General features: G+C 73.7%; 1 protein-coding gene. It reads left to right on the forward strand.

The window, feature by feature from the left end; translation table 11 throughout:
- Positions 1-116 precede the first annotated feature (116 nt).
- Entirely contained in the window at positions 117-9,320 is a 9,204-nt protein-coding gene (locus OG618_RS32065) for a type I polyketide synthase (RefSeq protein WP_329491092.1), read from the forward strand.
- The last annotated feature ends 18 nt before the right edge of the window (positions 9,321-9,338 follow it).

Here is a 9,338-nt window from a genome sequence, read left to right on the forward strand (position 1 = left end):
CGTGCTGCCCCGCCCCGCTCCGTGCTGCCCCGCTGCTCCCTGCGGCTCCCCTGTCCCGACCGCCCGGCCTGACCTCGAACGGCGCTCCCGGCCTCTACCCGTTGGACGGATTCCCGATGGATAACGAAGAGAAGCTCCTCGATTACCTGAAGCGTGTGTCGGCCGACCTGCGGCAGACCAGGGAGCGCCTGCGGGCGGTGGAGGCCGCGTCGGGCGAGCCGGTGGCCGTGGTGGGCATCGGCTGCCGGTACCCCGGCGGGGTGCGGTCCCCGGAGGACCTGTGGCGGCTGGTGGTGGACGGCGGGGACGCCGTGGGGCCGCTGCCGACCGACCGCGGCTGGGACAACGAGGCACTGTTCGATCCCGAGGCGGCGCGGCCGGGATCCAGCTATGTGCGGGCCGGTGGGTTCCTCGACGCGGTGGCCGAGTTCGACGCGGCGTTCTTCGGGATCTCGCCGCGTGAGGCGCTGGCGATGGACCCGCAGCAGCGGTTGCTGCTGGAGACCTCGTGGGAGGCGGTGGAGCGGGCGGGGATCGACCCGGACTCGCTACGGGGGAGCCGGACGGGCGTCTTCGCCGGCGCGCTCTCCCAGGAGTACGGCCCCCGGCTGCACGAGGGCTCGGACGACCTCGCCGGCTACCTGCTGACGGGCAACACGCTCAGCGTCCTGTCCGGCCGGGTCTCGTACGCGTTGGGGTTGGAGGGGCCGGCGGTGACGGTGGACACGGCGTGTTCGTCGTCGTTGGTGGCGTTGCACCTGGCGGTGCAGTCGTTGCGGTCGGGTGAGTGCGACCTGGCGTTGGCGGGTGGGGTGACGGTGATGTCGACTCCGGGGATGTTCGTGGAGTTCTCGCGGCAGCGGGGGTTGTCGAGGGACGGTCGGTGCCGTTCCTTCTCGGTGGATGCCGAGGGGTTCGGTATGGCCGAGGGCGTTGGTGTCCTGCTGGTGGAACGGCTGTCGGACGCGCGGCGGTTGGGGCATCCGGTGCTGGCGGTGGTGCGGGGCAGTGCGGTGAACCAGGACGGTGCGTCGAACGGTCTGACGGCGCCGAACGGTCCGTCGCAGCAGCGGGTGATCCGGCAGGCGCTGGCGAACGCCGGACTGTCCGCGCCGGACGTGGACGTGGTGGAGGCCCATGGCACGGGGACCCGCCTCGGCGACCCGATCGAGGCCCACGCGCTGCTCGCCACCTACGGCCAGGACCGCCCGGCGGAGCGGCCGTTGTACCTCGGGTCGGTCAAGTCCAACATCGGGCATCCGCAGGCGGCTGCCGGGGTGGCCGGTGTGATCAAGATGGTGTCGGCGATGCGGGCGGGTGTGCTGCCGAGGACGCTGCACGCCGACCAGCCCTCGCCGGAAGTGGACTGGGACGCGGGGTCGGTGGAGTTGCTGTCGGAGGCCCGGGAGTGGGGTGCTTCGGTGGAGCGGCCGCGTCGGGCGGCTGTCTCCTCCTTCGGGATCAGCGGGACCAATGCGCATGTGGTGCTGGAGCAGGCGCCCGTGGAGGAGCCGTCGGCCGCGTCGTCGGGGCCGGGGGTGGTGCCGCTGGTCGTGTCCGCGAGGGGCGGGTCGGCGTTGCGCGCGCAGGCGGCGCGGTTGGCCGACTGGTGGGAGGCGCGTGACGACCTGGGTGTGCCGGATGTGGCCTATTCGCTGGCCTCGGGGCGTGCGCGGCTGGAGCGCCGGGCCGTGATCGTGGCGGGGGACCGGGCCCAGGCGCTGGCGGGCGTCCGTGCGCTGGCTTCGGGCGAGCCGTCGCCCGCGCTGGTGGAGGGTACGGCCGATCCGCTGGACGCCTCCGGCGTGGTGTTCGTGTTCCCGGGGCAGGGGGCGCAGTGGGCGGGAATGGGTGGGGAGTTGGTGGATTCCTCGCCGGTGTTCGCGGCGCGGTTGGCGGAGTGTGCGGAGGCGTTGCGGCCGTTCGTCGGTTGGGACGTGCTCGATGTGGTGCGGGGGGTTGCGGGCGCGCCTTCGTTGGAGCGGGTGGATGTGGTGCAGCCGGTGTCGTTCGCGGTGATGGTGTCGCTGGCGGCGTTGTGGCGTTCCTACGGTGTGGAGCCGTCGGCGGTGGTGGGCCACTCCCAGGGGGAGATCGCGGCGGCGTGTGTGGCGGGTGCGTTGCCGCTGTCGGAGGCGGCGCGGATCGTGGCGGTGCGCAGCCGGGTGATCGCGGAGCGGTTGGCGGGCCGGGGCGGGATGGTGTCGCTGGCGCTGAGCCCGGTCGGGGCGGGGGAGTTGGTGGCCGCCGCGGAGGGCCGGTTGTCGGTGGCGGCGGTGAACGGGCCCGGCTCGGTGGTGGTGTCGGGGGAGCCGGCGGCGTTGGAGGGGCTGCTGGCGGACTGTGAGGCGCGGGGGGTGCGGGCACGCCGGATCCCGGTCGACTACGCCTCGCATTCCGCGCAGGTCGAGACCGTGCGGGACCATCTGCTCGACGCGCTCGGCCCGGACCGGGCGGCGGCCTCGGAGGTGGCGTTCTACTCCACCGTCACCGGGGACCTCCTGGACACCGAGGGGATCGACGCCGACTACTGGTACCGCAACCTGCGCGAGACCGTGCGCTTCGACCAGGCCGTCCACCGGCTCTCCGCACAGGGCCACGGCGTCTTCATCGAGGTCAGCCCCCACCCGGTACTGCGCCCGGGCATCGAGGAGACGGTCGACGCCGTGGTTGTCGGGTCGTTGCGGCGGCACGAGGGTGGGCTTGAGCGTTTCCTCGCGTCGGTGGCCGAGGTGTGGGTGCGTGGTGTGCCGGTGGACTGGGGCGTGGCCACGGGGGGTGGGCGTCGGGTGGAGTTGCCGACGTATGCGTTCCAGGGTGAGCGGTTCTGGCTGGAGCCGTCGGTTGTGGGTTCGGGTGTTTCGCCGTTGAGTGCGGTGGATGCGTTGCGGTATCGCGTGGTGTGGCGGCCGTTGGATGTGGCTCCGGCGGTGGGGTCGGGGGGTGCGTGGCTGCTGGTGGTGCCGGAGGGTGGTGCCGACGGTGGCTGGGGGTCGGCGCTGGTGTCGGCGTTCGCCGAACTCGGTGTGGATGCCGCTGTGTTGGTGGCGGACGGTGCGGTTGGGCGTGACTCGTTGGCGGCGTCGTTGAAGGGGCGTGAGCCGGCGGGGGTGGTGTCGCTGCTGGGCAGCGGGCCGGGCGCGGTGGCCGGTGGTGGGTCGGTGCCGTGGGGTCTGGCGGCGTCGGTGGCGTTGGTGCAGGCGTTGGAGGACGTGGGTGTGGCGGCGCCGTTGTGGTGTGTGACGCGGGGCGCGGTGGCGGTGGGTGGTGGTGAGCGGGTGTCCGGTCCGGAGCAGGCGATGCTCTGGGGTCTGGGCCGGGTGGTCGCCGCGGAGCTGCCGGACCGTTGGGGTGGGGTGGTGGATGTGCCGGAGTCGCCCGGCGTCGATCTGGCGCGGGCCACGGTCGCCGCCCTGATCGGCGGCCACGGTGAGGACGAACTTGCGGTCCGTGCTGCGGGGTTGTCCGTCCGCCGGTTGGAGCGGGCGCCGCTGGCGGGCCGTCCGCCGGTGCGTGACTGGAAGCCCGGCGGCACCGTGCTGATCACGGGTGCCACCGGCGCGCTCGGCCGTCACCTCGCCCGGCGCCTGGCCGCCGACGGCGCCGAACACCTGCTGCTGCTGAGCCGGAGCGGTCATGCCGCACCTGGCGCCGAGGCGTTCGAAGCGGAGCTCACGGGGCTCGGCGCGAAGGTCACCGTGGCCGCGTGCGACGTGTCCGACCGGGATGCGGTCGCCGAGGTGCTGGCCGCGCTGCCGGCGGAGCACCCGCTCACCGCCGTGTTCCACACGGCCGCCCTGCTCGACGACGCGCTGATCGGTGACCTGACCGCACATCAGATGGAGCACGTGCTCCGGGTCAAGGTCGGCGGCGCCCGGGTGCTGCACGAGCTGACCGAGGGCCTGGACCTCTCCGCCTTCGTCCTGTTCTCCTCGATCGCCGGGACGTGCGGCCTGGCCGGTCACGCCAACTACGCACCGGGCAACGCTTATCTGGACGCGCTGGCGCACCAGCGGCGGGCGGACGGCCTGCCCGCCACCGCGATCGCCTGGGGCCACTGGGACGGCGGCGGCATCGCCGCACCCGCCATCGAGGAGCAGATCCGGCGACGCGGTGTGCTGACCTTCCGGCCGGAGCTGGCGCTGGACGCGCTCGCGGGGATCCTCGACCACGACGAGACCGCGGTCGCCGTCTTCAGCACCCGCTGGGACGGTACCGGGCTCGGCGCGGGCGCCAGGCCGGTCCCGCTGCTGAGCGACCTGCTCGCCGCCGATCGCCCGGTGGCCGGTCCGGAGCGGACGCCCGCGACCTCCGCCGAGGAGTCCCCGGACCTGGCCCGCCGCCTGGCCGGACGCTCCGCCGAGGAGCAGCGGAAGGCTCTGCTGGACACCGTCCGCCAGGTGGTCGCCTCCGTCCTGCGGCACTCCTCTGACGACACCGTCCCGCCGAGCCGCGCCTTCAAGGAGCTCGGCTTCGACTCGCTCACCGCCGTCGAACTGCGCAACCGCCTGCGGATCGCGACCGGCCTGCGGCTGACCGCCACCCTGATCTACGACCATCCGACGCCCGTCGCCCTGGCCGACCACCTGCACGCGGAACTCTTCGGGCACCAGCCGGCCTTCCCGGCCGCCCGTCCGGTGCCGGCCGGATCCGACGAGCCCGTCGTGATCGTCGGGATGAGCTGCCGGTACCCCGGTGGCGTGCGCTCGCCGGAGGACCTGTGGCGGCTGCTCGACGCGGGGACGGACGCGATCTCCGCGCTGCCCGCGGACCGCGGCTGGGACGTCGACGGCCTGTACGACGCCGACCCCGACGCGTCCGGGCGGTCCTACGTCCGAGCCGGCGGATTCCTGGACGCCGCCACCGAGTTCGACGCGGCGTTCTTCGGGATCTCGCCGCGGGAGGCGCTGGCGATGGACCCGCAGCAGCGGTTGCTGCTGGAGACCTCCTGGGAGGCCTTCGAACGGGCGGGGATCGACCCCGAATCGGCCCGGGGCAGCAGGACCGGCGTTTTCGCGGGCCTCAGCATGCAGGACTACACGACCCTGCTGCGCGAGGCGTCGACCGAGGTCGAGGGCTACGCGGTGACGGGTAGCGCGGGCAGCGTGCTCTCGGGCCGGGTCTCGTACGCGTTGGGGTTGGAGGGGCCGGCGGTGACGGTGGACACGGCGTGTTCGTCGTCGTTGGTGGCGTTGCACCTGGCGGTGCAGTCGTTGCGGTCGGGTGAGTGCGACCTGGCGTTGGCGGGTGGGGTGACGGTGATGTCGACTCCGGGGATGTTCGTGGAGTTCTCGCGGCAGCGGGGGTTGTCGAGGGACGGTCGGTGCCGTTCCTTCTCGGTGGATGCCGAGGGGTTCGGTATGGCCGAGGGCGTTGGTGTCCTGTTGGTGGAGCGGCTGTCGGACGCGCGGCGGTTGGGGCATCCGGTGCTGGCGGTGGTGCGGGGCAGTGCGGTGAACCAGGACGGTGCGTCGAACGGTCTGACGGCGCCGAACGGTCCGTCGCAGCAGCGGGTGATCCGGCAGGCGCTGGCGAACGCCGGACTGTCCGCGCCGGACGTGGACGCCGTCGAGGCCCACGGTACGGGCACCACCCTGGGCGACCCGATCGAGGCGCAGGCCCTGCTGGCCACCTACGGTCAGGACCGCGCCGGGGGAGCACCGCTCTGGCTGGGCTCGGTGAAGTCGAACATCGGGCACACCCAGGCGGCTGCCGGGGTGGCGGGTGTGATCAAGATGGTGTCGGCGATGCGGGCGGGCGTGCTGCCCAGGACGCTGCACGCCGACGAGCCCTCGCCGCACATCGACTGGTCCTCGGGCGCGGTGGAGTTGCTGTCGGAGGCCCGGGAGTGGGGTTCTACGGTGGAGCGGCCGCGTCGGGCGGCTGTCTCCTCCTTCGGGATCAGCGGGACCAATGCGCATGTGGTGCTGGAGCAGGCGCCGGTGGAGGAGCCGTCGGCCGCGTCGTCGGGGCCGGGGGTGGTGCCGCTGGTCGTGTCCGCGCGGGGCGGGTCGGCGTTGGGGGCGCAGGGCGCGCGGTTGGCCGACTGGTGGGAGGCGCGGGACGACCTGGGTGTGCCGGATGTGGCCTATTCGCTGGCCTCGGGGCGTGCGCGGCTGGAGCGCCGGGCCGTCGTCGTCGCGGAGGACCGGGCCCAGGCGCTGCTCGGTCTGCGCGCCGTGGGCGGGGCCTCGCCGGTAGCGGGGGTCGTCGAGGGCACGGCCGACCTGCCGAATGACGCGGGGGTGGTGTTCGTCTTCCCGGGTCAGGGAGCGCAGTGGGTAGGCATGGGACGGGAGTTGCTGGATTCCTCGCCGGTGTTCGCGGCGCGGCTGGCGGAGTGCGCGCAGGCCTTGAAGCCCTTCGTCGACTGGGACGTGCTCGATGTGCTGCGGGGCGTGCCCGGCGCGCCGTCGCTGGACCGGGTGGATGTGGTCCAGCCGGTGTCCTTCGCGGTGATGGTCGCACTGGCCGAGCTGTGGCGTTCCTACGGTGTCGAGCCGTCGGCGGTCGTCGGCCACTCCCAGGGGGAGATCGCGGCCGCCTGTGTGGCGGGTGCGCTCTCCTTGGTGGACGCGGCGCGGATCGTGGCCTTGCGCAGCCAGGTGATCGCGGACGCACTCGCGGGGCTGGGCGGGATGGTGTCGCTGGCGCTGAGCCCGGCGCCGGCCGGGGAGTTGGTGGCTGCCGCGGAGGGCCGGTTGTCGGTGGCGGCGGTGAACGGGCCCGGCTCGGTGGTGGTGTCGGGGGAGCCGGCGGCGTTGGAGGGGCTGCTGGCGGGCTGTGAGGCGCGGGGGGTGCGGGCGCGCCGGATCCCGGTCGACTACGCCTCGCACTCCGCGCAGGTCGAGACCGTCCGGGGCCGACTGCTCGACGTCCTGGGCGAGGTCACCGCCCGGTCGGCGGAGGTGCCCTTCTACTCGTCCGTGACCGGCGGCCGGGTGGACACGACGATGCTGGACGCGGAGTACTGGTACCGGAACCTGCGGGAACCGGTGGCGTTCGCCGCGGCCGTGCGGGCCTGTGCGGCCGACGAGTTCCGGGCGTTCGTCGAGAGCAGCGCGCACCCGGTGCTGAGCCTGGCCGTCGAGGAGACGTTGGAGGAGCACGGCGGAGAAGCCGTGGTTGTCGGGTCGTTGCGGCGGCACGAGGGTGGGCTTGAGCGTTTCCTCGCGTCGGTGGCCGAGGTGTGGGTGCGTGGTGTGCCGGTGGACTGGGGCGTGGCCACGGGGGGTGGGCGTCGGGTGGAGTTGCCGACGTATGCGTTCCAGGGTGAGCGGTTCTGGCTGGAGCCGTCGGTTGTGGGTTCGGGTGTTTCGCCGTTGAGTGCGGTGGATGCGTTGCGGTATCGCGTGGTGTGGCGGCCGTTGGATGTGGCTCCGGCGGTGGGGTCGGGGGGTGCGTGGCTGCTGGTGGTGCCGGAGGGTGGTGCCGACGGTGGCTGGGGGTCGGCGCTGGTGTCGGCGTTCGCCGAACTCGGTGTGGATGCCGCTGTGTTGGTGGCGGACGGTGCGGTTGGGCGTGACTCGTTGGCGGCGTCGTTGAAGGGGCGTGAGCCGGCGGGGGTGGTGTCGCTGCTGGGCAGCGGGCCGGGCGCGGTGGCCGGTGGTGGGTCGGTGCCGTGGGGTCTGGCGGCGTCGGTGGCGTTGGTGCAGGCGTTGGAGGACGTGGGTGTGGCGGCGCCGTTGTGGTGTGTGACGCGGGGCGCGGTGGCGGTGGGTGGTGGTGAGCGGGTGTCCGGTCCGGAGCAGGCGATGCTCTGGGGTCTGGGCCGGGTGGTCGCCGCGGAGCTGCCGGACCGTTGGGGTGGGGTGGTGGATGTGCCGGAGTCGCCCGGCGTCGATCTGGCGCGGGCCACGGTCGCCGCCCTGATCGGCGGCCACGGTGAGGACGAACTTGCGGTCCGTGCTGCGGGGTTGTCCGTGCGGCGGTTGGAGCGGGCGCCGCTGGCGGGTCGTCCGTCGGTGCGTGACTGGAGGCCTGGCGGCACTGTGCTGATCACGGGTGCCACCGGCGCGCTCGGCCGTCATGTCGCCCGGCGCCTGGCCGCCGACGGCGCCGAACACCTGCTGCTGCTGAGCGAGGACGCCTTCGAGGACGCCGAGTTCCTCGCCGAGCTGACCGCCTCCGGTGCCCGGGTGAGCGCCCACCGGTGCGAGGTGTCCGACCGGGCCGCGGTGGGCGAGCTGCTGGCCGGGCTGCCCGGGGAGCACCCGCTCACGGCCGTGTTCCACGCCGCCACGCTGCTCGACGACGCCCTGGTCAATGCCCTGACGGTTGATCAGATGGAGCACGTGCTCCGGGTCAGGGCGGGCGGTGCCCGGGTGCTGCACGAGCTGACCGAGGGCCTGGACCTCTCCGCCTTCGTCCTGTTCTCCTCCTTCGCCGGGACGTGCGGCCTGGCCGGTCACGCCAACTACGCACCGGGCAACGCCTATCTGGACGCGCTGGCGCACCAGCGGCGGGCGGACGGCCTGCCCGCCACCGCGATCGCCTGGGGCCACTGGGACGGCGGCGGCATCGCCGCACCCGGTACCGAGGACCGGATCCGCCGGCACGGCGCCCGGGACCTCGACCCGGAGCTGGCCCTGGACGCCCTCGGGGGGATCCTGGACCACGACGAGACCTCCGTCGCCGTCCTGCACTGCGCCTGGGACGACCCTGCCTGGCGCCTGCCCCTGCTGGGCGGTCTCCGCGCCGAACGGCCCGGGCCGGCGCCGTCCGGCCCGGCGGTCGCCGACCCGTCGGACGACCCGGCGGCCGCGCTGGCCCGCCGCCTGGCGGAGCTGCCGGAGGCCGAGCGCCCCGGCGCCCTGCTGGCGCTGGTCCGGCCGGTGATCGCGACCGTCCTGCGGCACTCCTCGCCGGACGCGATCGAGCCCGACCAGCCGTTCAAGGACCTCGGCTTCGACTCGCTCACCGCCGTCGAACTGCGCAACCGCCTTCGGACCGCGACCGGCCTGCGGCTGACCTCCACCCTGATCTACGACCATCCGACCCCGGCGGCGCTCGCCGATCACCTGCACGCCGAACTGGCCCCGCGCCCCGACACCACCGTGGTGCCGGTCCTGGCCGAACTGGACCGGCTGGCGGCGGTCCTGTCCGCCGCCTCGCTCGCGGTGGCCGAACGCCAGGCGGTCGGCGACCGCCTCCAGGACCTGCTGGCCGGCTGGCGCGCCACCGCGTCGCGCGCCGACGGTCCCGCCGACACCGTCACCGAACTCGAAGCCGTGACCGACGACGAGCTGATCGGGCTCCTCGGCGACGAGTTCGGCATCTACCAGCCCGATCACTCCGCAGAGGGAAACGCTCATGAATGACGACCGGATGCGCTACTT

The organism is Kitasatospora sp. NBC_01246 (assembly GCF_036226505.1).
Classification (GTDB): domain Bacteria; phylum Actinomycetota; class Actinomycetes; order Streptomycetales; family Streptomycetaceae; genus Kitasatospora.